Here is a 12054-nt window from a genome sequence, read left to right on the forward strand (position 1 = left end):
GTGCGGGCAGTAGCCAGGATTGCAAACTCAAGTGCCCTGGCTGTCGCTGCAGGTCGTTTACGAAGTTTGACCATGAAATCGGCAACCTGTGTGAAGGGCAAAGCTTCATGATGACCGGTCTCGCCCTTGGTTTTGCGTGGAAGAAGGAATTCCAGGTTGCCTTTGAGACGGGCTGGGTTGTCGCCAGAGCGGTGGCCCTTAACTGCGGTTCCGTTTTTCAACGGCAGAAATGAAAATGCATGTCGTTTTCCATGTTTTTTTCATGGAAGGGACCCGCATATCTTCTAAGTCATTGAAAAGATGGTGGGCGCGGCAGGGATTGAACCTGCGACCCCACCCGTGTGAAGGGTGTGCTCTACCACTGAGCTACGCGCCCGCTATGCCCGCGCCGATGCGGCGCGCGTGCGGAGCGATCCATTGCCAGATGCGCCCGGGATTGGCAATAGCTGCAAATGCGTGTGTAGCCCGATCGAGAAGCCGCGTCAGGAAATCGCGCGCAGTGCAGGCGCAGTGCCGGCGGGCTCCTTCGCCTGCGCCTGATTGGCCAGCCCATCAAACAGCGTGTTGATGACGATCCGCAGATTGTCCGGCGTGGCGGTACGCATCATCTCGATCATCACATAAGGGTTGCAGAACGGCTGCAGCATCAGGTTGGTCAGCGCCACCACTTCATCGAGTTCGTGCCCGGGGAAATAGCCCTCGGCCATCGCCTCGCCCAGGATCATCGCCATGTAATGATCGGCAAGATCGACATAGCCGCGAATCACCTCCCAATGCTCTTCGCCAAGATCAAGATTGGCGCGGAAGAGCGCCGGATCAGCATCGTGACGCGCGCGCTTCACCGCGACGCGGCGGGCAAAAAACTGGAACAGCTTTTCGCGCGGCGACAGGTCAGATGCGATCACGTCTTCCATGATGACGTTAAGCTCTGCAAACCAGCGTCCGGCAATCGCCTCAAAGAAAACCTCTTTTGAAGCGAAATAGCGGTAGAAGCTCGATTGCGACATGTTGCAAGCCGCTGCTACCTCGCTGAGCGAAATATTGGTCGCGCCGCGCGTGCGAACCATGTCCTCGGCCGCCTCCATCAATTGCACGCGGATTGCATCATGGTCATTGAGGGGACGGGACATAAATCATCAGCCTACTGACTTATCGGGATAAAACGGTTATACGATATTTTAACGCGTTTATCAAACGGCTTCGTCATCCCCCGCACTGATCGCCCCGGCGAGCCATGCCGGCAGGTCGAGGCCCGCCAGCCCCTCAACCCGGCGATGCTCGACCGACCGGCCGAGCTCGGGATAGGCGGCGCGCTGGCGCTTGGCATCCGCATCGGCGAGCGGCACCACGACGAGGCGGCGGTTGATCTTCTGCCGCCAGTTCATCCGCGCGGTGTTTTCCTGGCCGACATAGCAGCCCTTGTCGAACGCAACGCCGTTAAGCTCGCCTGCATTGGTTTCAAGCCACAGGATGTCACCCAGTTCGTTAACGCCCTCGGGCACTCCCAGCGCGAGGCGATGGGCAAGCCATGCGGCGTCCGCGCTCCCGCTGTCCGCCGCAGGTGTTGATGCGAGCCAACGCCAACCGAGCGCCGCCAGCCGGGGATCGGGCGATGCACCGTCTGGAGCCTGCAAGGACCAGTGCACGCTAAGCGCAGGTTCTAACGCGATGCTGATCTTGCGGCGCAGACGATACAGCGTCAGCCGCCGCATCAGACCTTCGGCCGCATCGCGCGCGCAATCGAGCAACAGATCGGCGCCATCTGCCCAGAGCAGAAAATCAAACAGCGCCTTGCCCTGCGCGCTCAGCAACCCGGCATATTGCGGTGCCTGCGCCAGCACCTTGCGCACATCCTGCGTCACCAGCCCCTGCAGAAAATCACGCACGTCCTCACCAGGGCCGGCGGCGGAGAGGCGGATCAGGGCCCGGTCGGCAAGCAATGTCAGCTGTGTCATGCGATCACACCGCTGCCGGCTCAGCCGGGGCTTTCAGATAGGCAAACATATGCGACACATAATCCGGTTTGCCCAGTGGCACGCCTTGCGTGCGCAGGATGGCATATGCGGTGGTGAGGTGAAAATAGAATTGCGGGATCGCCCAATCACGCACGAGTTGCGCCGCTGTCAGCCGAAATGTCATGCCGTTGGGCAGGGCCAGATCGATCATGCGATCATCCGCCCCATCGATCAGGTCGCGGTCGGCGTTCTCCAGCTTAGCCAGCGTTTCTGCGATGCAGGCCTGCAATGCAGCGATATCGTTGGCGCATTCAGGCAGTAACGGCAGCGGAGCGCCGCTCAGCCGCGCCACCGTGTCGTTGACCTGATGGCAGCTGAAGCGCACCTGCATGTGCAGCGGGAACATGTCGGGCGCCAATCGCGCGGCGGTCAGCGTATCGGCGGCAATGCCGTTGCCTTCACCATGCGTCGCCGCCTTGCCGAGCTGCGCAGACAGGCCCTTGAGCATTTGCGTGAAGCTCGTGATCAACAGGTCGGATGTCTTCATGGCAGGGGTCCCTCTGTGCAAGCGGCTTGAACCGCTCGCCCTTTATGGGCATGACGGCTGTCATGCACCAGAGCTTTGACCTCATCTTGAAAAACGGCACCGTCTACAGCCCCGGCGGGGCGCAGGCGGCGGACATTGCGGTTTCCGGCGGCAAGATTGTCGGCATCGGCGCGTTTTCGGGCGATGCGAGCGAGGTGATCGACTGCACCGGGTTGCACGTGCTTCCCGGAGTCATCGACAGCCAGGTGCATTTCCGCGAGCCAGGGCTGGAGCACAAGGAAGACCTTGAATCGGGCAGCCGCGCCGCTGTGATGGGCGGGGTGACCGCAGTGTTCGAAATGCCCAACACCAAGCCCAATACCGACACCGCAGAGCGCATCGCCGACAAGCTGGCACGCGCGCACCACCGGATGTGGTGCGATCATGCCTTTTATGTCGGCGCGACCTGCGCCAACGCGCCGGAGCTGGCCGAGCTGGAGCGACTGCCTGGCACGGCGGGGGTCAAGATCTTCATGGGCGCATCGACCGGCGACTTGTTGGTGGCGGATGATGGCGCACTCGCGCGCGTGCTCGCCAGCGGCAAGCGCCGCGTCGCGATCCATGCCGAGGACGAGTTTCGCATGAACGACCGCGCGGACCTGCGCGTATCCGGCGATCCCTCCTCGCACCCGGTGTGGCGCGATGACGAAAGCGCGATGCTGGCGACACGGCGTATCCTGAAGCTGGCGCGCGCGGCCAAGCGTCGCATTCACATTCTGCACATTACAACGCCCGCAGAGCTTGAACTGATCGCGCAGCACAAGGACATCGCCACCTGTGAACTGACCCCGCAGCACCTAACGCTTGCGGGAGAAGAGGCCTATCCGGCGCTCGGCACCTTTGCGCAGATGAACCCGCCAATCCGCAGCCGCGCGCACCGCGATGGTCTGTGGCAATGGCTGGCGCAGGGCGTGCCCGATGTTATCGGGTCAGACCACGCGCCGCACACGCTCGAAGAAAAGGCCAAAACCTATCCCGACAGCCCCAGCGGCATGCCCGGCGTGCAGACGCTGTTGCCGTTGCTGCTCGATCATGCCCACCACGGGCGGCTGTCGATGCAACGCGTGATCGACCTGACATCAGCGGGCGCGCAGCGCATTTTCGGCATCGTCGGCAAGGGCCGGATCGCGCTTGGCTATGACGCCGATTTTACCGTGGTCGATCTGAAAAAGCGCTGGACGATCACCGAAGGCTGGCTGCAATCGCGCTGCGGCTGGAGCCCGTTCACCGGCCGTGAACTGACCGGCAAGCCCATCGGCACGATCATCCGTGGCAACCGCGTTATGTGGGAAGACACGCTGGCGGACATCGCAACCGGCGAGCCGGTGCGGTTTGAAGCGACGGCGTTTTGACGTGGTGGCTGCTGCGTGCTGATCCGGTGATCAGTCACAACTCACGCAGCCTGCACGTTCGAACAATGATTTTGCACAACGCGCAGCCTCGAGGAAAACATAGCACCCGCTTGATTTTCGGTTCGATATGACCTATTAAGAGGTCATGATACACGATATTCTGGCTGATCGTAGCATCAGCATCAGCGATTTGAAGAAGAACCCCAGCGCAGCCATTGAGGCGGCGGATGGCTTCCCGCTTGCTGTGCTCAACCGCAACACGCCTGCCGCTTACCTCGTCCCTGCAAAGGCATGGGCGGCATTGATGGAACGGCTGGAAGACATTGAGCTTGCCGAAATCGTGCGCCAGCGGTTGAGTGAGAATCAGGAGGAAATTGAGGTCTCGATTGACGACCTATAAGCTGATCTTCCTTCGCCAAGCGCAAAAGGAGTGGGATAAGCTGAACAAATCAGTCCGCGATCAGTTCACCAAGAAGCTTCGTCAGCGGCTGGTAAACCCAAGGATAACTGGCTCGCGATTGCGGGAGCTGCCAGACTGCTACAAAATCAAACTGCGTTCGGTCGGTTACAGGCTGATTTATCAAGTGCGTGATGACCAAGTGAAGATAGTCGTCATCGCTGTGGGCCGGCGAGACCACGATATTGTTTATAATGCTGCGAACGACCGAATTTCAAAAACACCAGACTGAACATCCTCACTCAAAGAGTAGAGGCCGGCTTGCCACCTTGGCACTTGCACTTTCGAATGTGGATATCGCAGCCATTCGCCTCATAAATAGCTCCACAATCACCACATTCCAAGGAGTAGAGCCTCTGGTTGAAATGATTGCTGATCGATGCGCTCAATCCGAGCACCTGCTGCCGGTTTCTATTTATTAAACTCACAGCAGTTGTCTTTGCCCTCAATACACCCGCTTCTTCGGCTTGATATACTCGATCTCATCGCTCAGCGTGTATTCGTGCACCGGGCGCACGTCGAGGGTGACCTTGCCACCCTTGCCGCCCCAGCCTTCGAACCAGCTGATGGTGTGCTTCATGAAATTGGCGTCATCGCGCTCGGGATAATCCTCGTGCATGTGCGCGCCGCGGCTTTCCTTGCGGCTGTGCGCGCTCTCAATTGTGCAGACCGCCTGGCTGAGCAGGTTGTCGAGCTCGAGCGTCTCGATGAGATCGGTGTTCCAGATCAGCGAGCGATCGGTGACGTGGACGTCTTGCATCCGCTGGTTGACCGTCTGCATCAGCGCGGTGCCTTCAGACAGCAATTGCGTGTCGCGGAATACGGCGGCGTGCTTTTGCATGGTCTTTTGCATGTCGAGCCGGATCTCGGCAGTGGGCGAGCCGCCCTTGGCATGACGGAAATGGTCGAGGCGAGACAGCGCCAGATCGGCCGAATCACCGGGCAGCGCCTTGTGCGCGGTGCCCGGCTTGATGTTATCGCGCAGGTGATGGCCGGTAGCACGGCCAAACACGACCAGATCGATCAGCGAGTTCGAACCCAGCCGGTTCGCGCCGTGGACCGAAACGCACGCTGCCTCGCCCACTGCATAGAGGCCGGGGACCACTGAGTCGGGGTCGCCATTCTTGATGGTCACCACCTGGCCGTGATAATTGCAGGGGATGCCGCCCATGTTGTAATGCACCGTCGGCACCACCGGCAGCGGCTGGCGGGTCAGGTCAACCCCGGCAAACACCTTGCCGGTCTCGGTAATGCCCGGCAGACGCTCGGCCAGCACCTTTTCATCGATATGGTCGAGGTGCAGATAAATATGATCGTTTTCCTTGCCGACGCCGCGTCCCTCGCGGATTTCAGCGGCCATCGAGCGGCTGACAACATCGCGGCTGGCCAGATCCTTGGCCGACGGCGCATAGCGCTCCATGAAGCGCTCGCCCTCGGAGTTGGTGAGGTAACCGCCCTCGCCGCGTGCGCCTTCGGTGATCAGCACACCCGCGCCGTAAATGCCGGTGGGGTGAAACTGCACGAACTCCATGTCCTGCAGCGGCAGGCCCGCACGCAGCACCATCGCCCCGCCATCGCCGGTGCAGGTGTGCGCCGATGTTGCCGAGAAATAGCAGCGGCCCGAACCGCCAGTGGCGAGCACTACCGCATGGCTGCGGAAACGATGGATCGAGCCATCGTCCATGCAGAGCGCAATCACGCCGCGACACGCGCCGTCTTCCATGATCAGGTCGATGGCGAAATATTCGACGAAAAAGTCCGAATCATATTTCAGCGACTGCTGATACAGCGCGTGCAGCATCGCGTGGCCGGTGCGGTCGGCGGCGGCGGCGGTGCGCTGCACCGGTGGGCCTTCGCCCATGTTCTGCATGTGACCGCCGAACGGGCGCTGGTAGATCGTGCCGTTTTCATTGCGGCTGAACGGCACGCCTGCGTGCTCAAGCTCGTAAACGGCGGCAGGTGCCTCGCGCACCATATATTCGATCGCGTCCTGATCGCCCAGCCAGTCCGACCCCTTGACGGTATCAAACATGTGCCACGACCAATGATCGGGCGAATTGTTGCCAAGGCTGGCCGCGATCCCGCCCTGCGCCGCAACGGTATGGCTGCGGGTGGGGAACACCTTGGTGATGCACGCGGTCTTGAGGCCCGCCTCAGCGCTGCCCATGGTGGCGCGCAGCCCCGACCCGCCCGCGCCGACGACGACCGTGTCATACACATGATCGATGATCTTATACGCTTCAGACATCAGCTTGCGGCTCCTGAAAAGGCGATGCGCGCGACCGCGAAAATGCCGAGTGCGGCCCCGGCTACGGCATAGAAATTGAGCAGCAGGATCACACCGAATTTGGTGCCGTGATCATGCACATAATCTTCGACGATCACCTGCAGTCCAAGCCGCAGGTGATAAAAGACCGTAATCAGCAGCAGGATCATCGCGGTGGCGGCGAGTGGCGACGACAGCCAGATGGTGACCGTCTGGTAATCGAGCGATGGCAGGCTGACCAGCGAGGCGATGAACCACAGCATCAGAATGAGATTGCTGACCGCGGTGACGCGCGCCATGACCCAGTGATGTGTGCCGGTTTTCGCCGACCCAAGCCCACGCACTTTGCCGATTCTGGTGCCGCTGCCCATGTCTTTTCTCCTGCGCCGTCAAATGCGCATCGTCACTTAAGGATTCAAACGAAAAAGATGATCGCCCAGAAGATCGCCGTGAGGACGATGCCAAGCACGGGGATCATCGCTGACCAGCGCGTGTTGGTATCCAGCTCATAGCCTGCGCCGATATCCAGCACAAAATGGCGCAGCCCAGAGCACATATGCTGGAAAAACGCCCAGCTGAGCCCGACCATCAGCAGATAGCCCAGCGGCGACGTTGCCCAGCCGACATACCATGCATAGGCCTCGGGTCCGCTCGCCAGAGCCAGCAGCCAGCCGACCAGCAGAATGCCGCCGATCACCGCCATGCCGTCGCCTGTCGCCCGGTGCAGGATGGACACCAGCATCGCCGGCCCCCAGCGCCATATCGAAAGGTGCGGCGACAACGGCCGCGCTGATGGTCTCGCCATGGAAATCCCCCCGTGTTGCGAATAAGTGCTGACTGTAGCGTGCGGCCCGCTTCTGTTTAATGCATTGCCGATACGATGCAAATGTTGATTGCATAACTGCCAGCGCCTGAAGATGGCGCGCATCCGGCGGCGCACCCGCAACCGCGCGGCAGGATGCCGGCCTAACCGGGCGTTAACCAACTGCCATTAAGGCTTGGGCTAATAGGACACGCGGTAGCAGGCCAGAGGAATGCATGGTGGAACACGTAAAAACAATCAACGCCACGATGGATAACAAGGCGTTGTATGATCTGGTCGGTCACGAAATGCTGATCACCGATCGCCTGGCAAAATTTGACCCCGATAACCGAATAACCGGATATTTTGCCGAAATGCGCAATATCCTGGCAGGAGAAGAGACAAAGATCGCGACGGCTTTTTGGGATCATTATGCCGCCAATACCGATATTTGTAGTAAAGTGCCCGATATCGAAAGATTGCGTGCCGGAACGATTGCCAAGGTCGCCAGCTATACTCTGGAAAAATTCAGTGATTTCAGCAACCAACGCTGGGTTGAGCAGGCGTTCAGCAACGCCCTGGATGCTCGCAAATTTGGCATACCGCTGTGGCAGGTACTGGCATCGCTGGCCCACACCTATGATTTCGTCCTGAAACTGCTCCACGTGCGATTGGCCAATGATATCGATCTGTTGGTCAAATTCGCGAGGGCCAATGCCAAGGTGCAGATCATCGAGGCTGAATTCATGTCATCGGCCGTCACTGCGCTCGAACGAATCGAAGCGCAGCAGCAACGGTTCGACAGGACATCGAACTTCAAGCAGTCAGTGGACAGTGAACTGCAGCAGGCATCGCATCTGGGCACCGGACTGCACAGCCAGGTCGTCGCTGCATCAGAAGCCGCACGCCAGATGCTGGGCCGTTCGTCGGAAGTCGCCGCCGCCGCCGAGCAATCCGCCATCGCGATGCGCGAGGCGGCGCAAACTGCCGCAGGCCTGATCCGCGCCATCGAAGATGCGCGCTGTGAGGTCGAGGTCGCCTCAGACGTGGCCAATCGCGCCGCGCATCAGGCCAGCCATGCCGTGGAAAGCACCCACACGCTGTCTACTCACGCAGAATCGATCGAATCGATCCTGGGCCTGATCCGCGACATCGCCGGGCAGACCAACCTGCTGGCGCTCAACGCCACCATCGAGGCGGCGCGCGCCGGCGATGCCGGGCGCGGCTTTGCCGTCGTTGCGCAGGAGGTCAAGAGCCTTGCCAACCAGACCGCGCGGGCCACCGACGACATCGCCCACAAAATCACCGCGATCCAGCAGGCCACCCGCGACACGGTGTCATCAAACGACTCGGTGCGCTCCACGGTGAGCGAGGTGCAAAGTTCGGCAGACCGCATCCGCATGGCTATGGAAGCACAGGCGCAGACCGTGACCATTATCACCGCTGCGGTCGATGAAACCGCACTCGCTGCCGATTCGATGTCGAACACGATCGGCACGATCCGCATGGATACCGAGGGCCTTGCCGGCACGATGGATGACGTTGGCAACGGCTTTTCTCACCTCCAGCAACAGCTGGAGCAACTCAAGCAGCGCTCGAACAGTTTTGCCGACGAGATCAGCCTCTCGAAAAGCGCCTGACGCACCAAGGCCAGAACAGGCACGTTGCGCCGTGCGGGGCAAACGTGAACAATAGACCTTGCGAACCGCACGGGCTATGCCAGTGCGATGATCAACGTCCAACAGCATATTCTGGTAACCGGCTCCAGCCGCGGCATTGGTGAGGCGATTGCCGATCATCTGCTCGCCGCCGGGCACCGCGTGGTCGGCCACGCCAGCCGCCCCATTTCCGACGTGTTTGCCTATCCGGTGATCGGCGCTGATTTCGCCGATTTTCGCGGACCCGATGCGCTGTGGCAGCAGGCCATTGACCTGCTTGATGGGCGCATTGACGTTCTGATCAACAACGCCGGGATCTTCGCCGCCAACCCGATTGAAAGCGGCGACCCCGAATGGCTGGCCGCGTGGGACGAGACGATGACGATCAACCTCACTGCCAGCGCCCAGTTGTGCCGCTTTGCGGTGCGCCATTTTCAGGAACGCGGCGGCGAGGGACGGATCGTCAACATCGCCAGCCGCGCCGCCTATCGCGGTGACAGCCCGGATCATTGGCATTATGCCGCATCAAAGGCAGCGATGGTGGCAATGACCAAGACGATTGCCCGCGCCTATGCGGCTCAGCAGATCTATGCCTTTGCCATCTGCCCCGGCTTCACGATGACCGGCATGGCCGAAGATTATCTGGAAAGCCGGGGCGGCGACACGCTGCTGGCAGACATCCCGCTGGGCAGGGTGGCGCTGCCCGAAGAGGTCGCGCGGATGGCAGGCTTTTGCGCCAGCGACGCGCCGCCATCGATGACCGGCGCGGTGCTGGATGCGAACGGCGCGAGCTACGTTCGCTAACGACCAGCAACACGCCCCGCACTCGACACGATTTCGGCCAAACAAGGAGCGGCAATTGGACAGCTGGAAAGTCACCATCCCCTGCACGTTGGTTGAAGCGCGGCGCATCACCGAGAGCGATGACACCGACAGCGCGCCACTCGGCAGCCCCACGATTGTTGCCAGCGAAGTTAATGCTTATGCCGACCCTGCACTGCCCGGCAGCTGGGCAATCCATGCCTATTTTGAGAGCAAACCTGACGCCCGCCGGATCCGGCGGCTGCGCGACCTTGTCCCCAGCGCCGATGGCATGAAGCTGAAGGCTGAAAAGCTGCCCGACAGCGACTGGGTGACGATGAGCCAGGCCGGGCTGGAGCCGATCCGCGCGGGGCGCTTTCATGTACACACGCCTGAAATGCCACCTGCGCCAGAGCATGGCATCAAGAGCTTCAAAATCCCCGCGAGCCTCGCCTTCGGCACCGGCCATCACAACACCACCCGCGGATGCCTGATGATGCTCGATGCGATGAAGCGGCGCGGACATATCGTGCGCAGTCACATCGACATCGGCACCGGCACCGGATTGCTCGCCTTTGCCGCGCTGCACCTGTGGCCGCGCAGCTATGCCACCGCGAGCGATATCGATCCGGTGTGCGGCCCGGCGGTCGCCGACAACGCGCTCAGCAACGCGGTCAGGCTCGGCCCGCGCGCAGGCGAACTGGCGATGTTCATCGCCGAGGGGCTGAATGATACCGACCTGCACGCCCGCGCGCCTTATGATCTGGTGATCGCCAACATTCTGGCGGGACCGCTGATCGACCTTGCGCCAGACATCAGCGCGGTCACCTTGCCAAGCGGTCAGGCGGTGCTCTCCGGGCTGCTCGGCACGCAGGCCGATGCCGTTGCGCGTGCCTATCGCAGGCAGGGCTTCCGGCTCGCCGAGCGACTTGACCTTGGCGACTGGACGGTGCTGCGGCTGCGCAAGCGCCCCGGCCTATGGCGGTAGCACGGATCATCCGGCGCATTTCCGGCTGGCTGTTCCTAAGCCTCGGCCTGTGCTGGCTGGCGGCTGAAATCGGCGGTATCTGGGGCACCAATCGCGACTGGATGCCGCCCGACGACGGCGTCACTATCTATGTCGAAACCAACGGCTTCCACACCGGATTCATCCTGCCTGCGCAGGCCGAAGGCATTGACTGGCACGCGCTGTTCCCGCCTACCGACCTTGCCGACCGCCGCTATCACGCCACCGGTGCGACCGATCATGTCGCGATCAGCTGGGGCGAACGCGATTTCTATCTGGGCACCCCGCGCTGGGAAGACATGCGCATCCGCCCATTGCTCAGGGCCTCAATCGGCAGCGACGCGACGCTGGTCCACATCTATCACATGCGGCGCCCCGCCGAGGGCCGCTATGCGCGGCGGCTGGTGATCAGCCACGCCGCCTATCGTAGCCTTGCGAACGCACTGATACGCGACGTCGCCCGGCCCGATAACGGACCGTTGCAGCCGGTCCCCGGCTATGGCGGCGACGATGTGTTTTATGAAGCGCGCGGCTATTATTCGCTGGTCAACAGCTGCAACAGCTGGACCGGCGATCACCTGCGCGCGATCGGTGTGCGCATCGGCGCATGGACCCCGGCAGAGCATCACGTCATGCGCTGGTTTCCTGCAAGCGAGCCTCAAGGTACAGCCGCTCGGCGCGCGGCGGATTAAGCGCCAGCGCCGCCGCCCAGGCGGCGCGCGCGGCCTCATGCTGACCCAATTCGGCGAACAGATGTGCACGCGCCGCATGCCACGGGCGAAACGCCTGCAGCCTGCTGGCATCCAGCGCGTCAAGCGCCTGCAGCGCCGCCACCGGCCCCTGAACCCGGCCAAGCGCGATCGCCCGGTTGATCGCCACTACCCGCCCAGGTCGCACCGCCTGCAGCATATCGTAAAGCGCGAGAATGGCCGCCCAGTCGGTTGCTCCCTCACCCTTGCGCCGCGCGTGGGTGAGATGAATTGCCGCCAGCAGCTGATATGGCCCGCTGCGTCCGATATCGGCAGCGCGCGCCATCAACCGGGAGGCGGACGCGATCAGACGCTCGTCCCATAATTGCGGGTCCTGCTGGCTGAGCGGGACCATCGCGCCGTCCGCATCGAGGCGCGCGCTGCGGCGTGATTCGGCCAGTTGCACCAGCGCCGCCAGTGCC

The 12054-nt window shown here is 61.7% G+C and carries 15 protein-coding genes and 1 tRNA gene; 8 read left to right on the top strand and 8 right to left on the bottom strand.

Going from position 1 to position 12054, the window contains the following annotated elements:
• The coding region (locus tag ACEW8G_RS09835) for a hypothetical protein (protein ID WP_373488247.1) at positions 1–233 on the top strand (233 nt) is incomplete at its 5' end.
• Positions 234–301: 68 nt separating this feature from the next.
• Here ACEW8G_RS09835 and ACEW8G_RS09840 read toward each other — a convergent pair.
• The 4 genes from ACEW8G_RS09840 to ACEW8G_RS09855 all read right to left on the bottom strand — a co-directional run bounded on the left by ACEW8G_RS09840 (position 302) and on the right by ACEW8G_RS09855 (position 2502).
• Positions 302–376 (bottom strand) — tRNA-Val (locus tag ACEW8G_RS09840).
• Positions 377–482: 106 nt separating this feature from the next.
• Positions 483–1130 (bottom strand): TetR/AcrR family transcriptional regulator, encoded by a 648-nt coding sequence (locus ACEW8G_RS09845; protein ID WP_373488248.1) that lies wholly within the window; start codon positions 1128–1130, stop codon positions 483–485.
• A gap of 60 nt (positions 1131–1190) precedes the next feature.
• Positions 1191–1955 (bottom strand): folate-binding protein YgfZ, encoded by a 765-nt coding sequence (locus ACEW8G_RS09850; RefSeq protein ID WP_373488249.1) that lies wholly within the window; start codon positions 1953–1955, stop codon positions 1191–1193.
• A gap of 4 nt (positions 1956–1959) precedes the next feature.
• Complete coding sequence (locus tag ACEW8G_RS09855; protein ID WP_373488250.1) at positions 1960–2502, bottom strand: DUF1993 family protein; 543 nt, start codon at positions 2500–2502, stop codon at positions 1960–1962.
• A 62-nt stretch (positions 2503–2564) separates the two neighbouring features.
• On the opposite strand from ACEW8G_RS09855, the gene ACEW8G_RS09860 reads away from it, so the two are divergent.
• The 3 genes from ACEW8G_RS09860 to ACEW8G_RS09870 all read left to right on the top strand — a co-directional run bounded on the left by ACEW8G_RS09860 (position 2565) and on the right by ACEW8G_RS09870 (position 4582).
• Positions 2565–3893 carry a dihydroorotase gene (locus ACEW8G_RS09860; RefSeq protein WP_373488251.1) on the top strand — a complete coding sequence of 443 codons (1329 nt, stop codon included), beginning with the start codon at positions 2565–2567 and terminating at the stop codon, positions 3891–3893.
• Between the two features lie 145 nt (positions 3894–4038).
• Positions 4039–4293, top strand: coding sequence for a type II toxin-antitoxin system Phd/YefM family antitoxin (locus ACEW8G_RS09865; RefSeq protein ID WP_373488252.1), 255 nt, complete (start codon positions 4039–4041; stop codon positions 4291–4293).
• Entirely contained in the window at positions 4280–4582 is a 303-nt protein-coding gene (locus ACEW8G_RS09870; protein WP_373488253.1) for a type II toxin-antitoxin system RelE/ParE family toxin, read from the top strand. The genes ACEW8G_RS09865 and ACEW8G_RS09870 overlap by 14 nt, the downstream gene beginning before the upstream one ends.
• Before the next feature lie 213 nt (positions 4583–4795).
• Here the strand turns inward: ACEW8G_RS09870 and sdhA are convergent, their stop codons facing one another.
• From sdhA to sdhC, 3 genes are read right to left on the bottom strand one after another with little or no spacing between them, the layout of a single operon-like run.
• On the bottom strand, positions 4796–6598 hold the full coding sequence (gene sdhA / locus ACEW8G_RS09875) for a succinate dehydrogenase flavoprotein subunit (RefSeq protein ID WP_373488254.1): 1803 nt from the start codon (positions 6596–6598) through the stop codon (positions 4796–4798).
• Positions 6598–6987, bottom strand: coding sequence for a succinate dehydrogenase, hydrophobic membrane anchor protein (sdhD, locus tag ACEW8G_RS09880; protein ID WP_373488255.1), 390 nt, complete (start codon positions 6985–6987; stop codon positions 6598–6600). The genes sdhA and sdhD overlap by 1 nt, the downstream gene beginning before the upstream one ends.
• Positions 6988–7031: 44 nt before the next feature.
• Positions 7032–7421, bottom strand: coding sequence for a succinate dehydrogenase, cytochrome b556 subunit (sdhC, locus tag ACEW8G_RS09885; protein WP_373488256.1), 390 nt, complete (start codon positions 7419–7421; stop codon positions 7032–7034).
• 233 nt (positions 7422–7654) lie between these two features.
• On the opposite strand from sdhC, the gene ACEW8G_RS09890 reads away from it, so the two are divergent.
• The 4 genes from ACEW8G_RS09890 to ACEW8G_RS09905 all read left to right on the top strand — a co-directional run bounded on the left by ACEW8G_RS09890 (position 7655) and on the right by ACEW8G_RS09905 (position 11575).
• Entirely contained in the window at positions 7655–9058 is a 1404-nt protein-coding gene (locus tag ACEW8G_RS09890) for a methyl-accepting chemotaxis protein (protein ID WP_373488257.1), read from the top strand.
• Positions 9059–9145: 87 nt separating this feature from the next.
• The gene (locus ACEW8G_RS09895; RefSeq protein WP_373488258.1) at positions 9146–9880 is read left to right on the top strand and encodes an SDR family NAD(P)-dependent oxidoreductase; all 735 of its coding nucleotides are present in this window, start codon (positions 9146–9148) and stop codon (positions 9878–9880) included.
• A 55-nt stretch (positions 9881–9935) separates the two neighbouring features.
• Positions 9936–10865, top strand: a complete 930-nt coding sequence (locus ACEW8G_RS09900) for a 50S ribosomal protein L11 methyltransferase (RefSeq protein WP_373488259.1) — start codon at positions 9936–9938, stop codon at positions 10863–10865.
• A complete protein-coding gene (locus ACEW8G_RS09905; protein WP_373488260.1) occupies positions 10856–11575 on the top strand; it encodes a TIGR02117 family protein in 720 nt (239 codons plus the stop codon). Before ACEW8G_RS09900 ends, ACEW8G_RS09905 begins: the two co-directional genes overlap by 10 nt.
• On the opposite strand, the gene ACEW8G_RS09910 is transcribed toward ACEW8G_RS09905, so the two are convergent.
• Positions 11514–12054 (bottom strand): DUF6596 domain-containing protein (locus ACEW8G_RS09910; protein ID WP_373488261.1); only part of this gene is annotated, 541 nt, incomplete at its 5' end. The two genes, ACEW8G_RS09905 and ACEW8G_RS09910, sit on opposite strands and share 62 nt — an antisense overlap.

It is taken from the genome of Blastomonas sp. (genome assembly GCF_041747255.1).
In the GTDB taxonomy this organism is placed as follows: domain Bacteria; phylum Pseudomonadota; class Alphaproteobacteria; order Sphingomonadales; family Sphingomonadaceae; genus Blastomonas.